The organism is Thermoplasmatales archaeon (assembly GCA_014361195.1).
Classification (GTDB): Archaea; Thermoplasmatota; E2; order UBA202; family JdFR-43; genus JACIWB01.
In genome coordinates, this window is record JACIWA010000021.1 from 1 (window position 1) to 1168 (window position 1168).

General features: G+C 34.8%; 1 protein-coding gene. It reads left to right on the forward strand.

From position 1 onward, the window contains the following. Positions 1 to 1168: peptidase C25 (locus H5T44_06390; GenBank protein ID MBC7081847.1), on the forward strand; the 1168-nt coding region annotated here is incomplete at both ends.

Consider the following 1168-nt stretch of genomic DNA (forward strand, 5'->3'; position numbering starts at 1 on the left):
ATATAAGCCATCAGAAAGCAAAATATATTTTGCAAGCAATTTTGAAATAAAAATAAGATATGATAAGCCCTCTAAGCTTACATCTTCTTCAAGCTATGATTTGGTTATAATTTCTCCAAAAGAGTTTGCGGAAGAATTAAATAAGCTTGTGGAGCATAAAAATTCTCACGGTGTTAGAACATTTTTGAAAACAACAGATGAGATATATTCTTCATATCCTGGAAGGGATAAGCCAGAGCAAATAAAATATTTCATAAAAGATGCAATTGAAAACTATGGAATTAAATATGTTATGCTTGTGGGTGGTGTTAAATCAATTATATATTCAAAGCCACGTGACCATGCAAATTATGGCGAGAAAGGATGGTATCTGCCTGTAAGATACTCAAATTTAATCGCTGATGAGCCTGGTTATCTTTGCGATTTGTATTACGCTGATATTTACAGGGCGGGAGGAGAGTTTGATGACTGGGATAGCAACGGAAACGGAATATTTGCGGAATGGAGCGATGTGGAGGGTGAGCCAGAAGATATGCTGGATTTATATCCAGATGTTGCAGTTGGAAGGCTGGCATGCACGAGCTTAAAAGAATTGAAGACAGTAATTGAGAAAATAATAAATTATGAAAATAATCCATTTGATGAATTCAAGAGAATTTTAGTTGTATCCGGAGATGGATTCCTTGATCAAAAAGATTTGGATATAAGATGGGATACAAAAAGCTTGCCAAATGGAAAATATACAATATATGCTCAAAGCATGAATGCGGAAGGTGAGCTCGGTCCAATAGATAAGATAGAAATAACAATTGATAAGACAAAGAAAACAAGCTTGCATTTCAATCATGATGATCATCTAAATCCCGCTCTTAAAAATGGTTATCCCGCTCCTCCAATAGCAGAAATTGTATCTGTTTCAAATGGAGATGTTTTAGGAAAAGATGACTATGTATATGTACCTTCAGAAAGTGAAGCATATTGCAATGAATTGTTCTGGTGGGCAAATGTAACATATATTGATGGGGTTCTTTACATAAGAGGAAAATCTTATGACCCGAAACCATATGGAAATTTAACAAGCATTCATGTCTGGGTTGAAAATGAAAATGGAAGCGTTGTTTTTGAGGACTGGAGAAATAATACAGAGATGTATTATGAAGGAGAATGG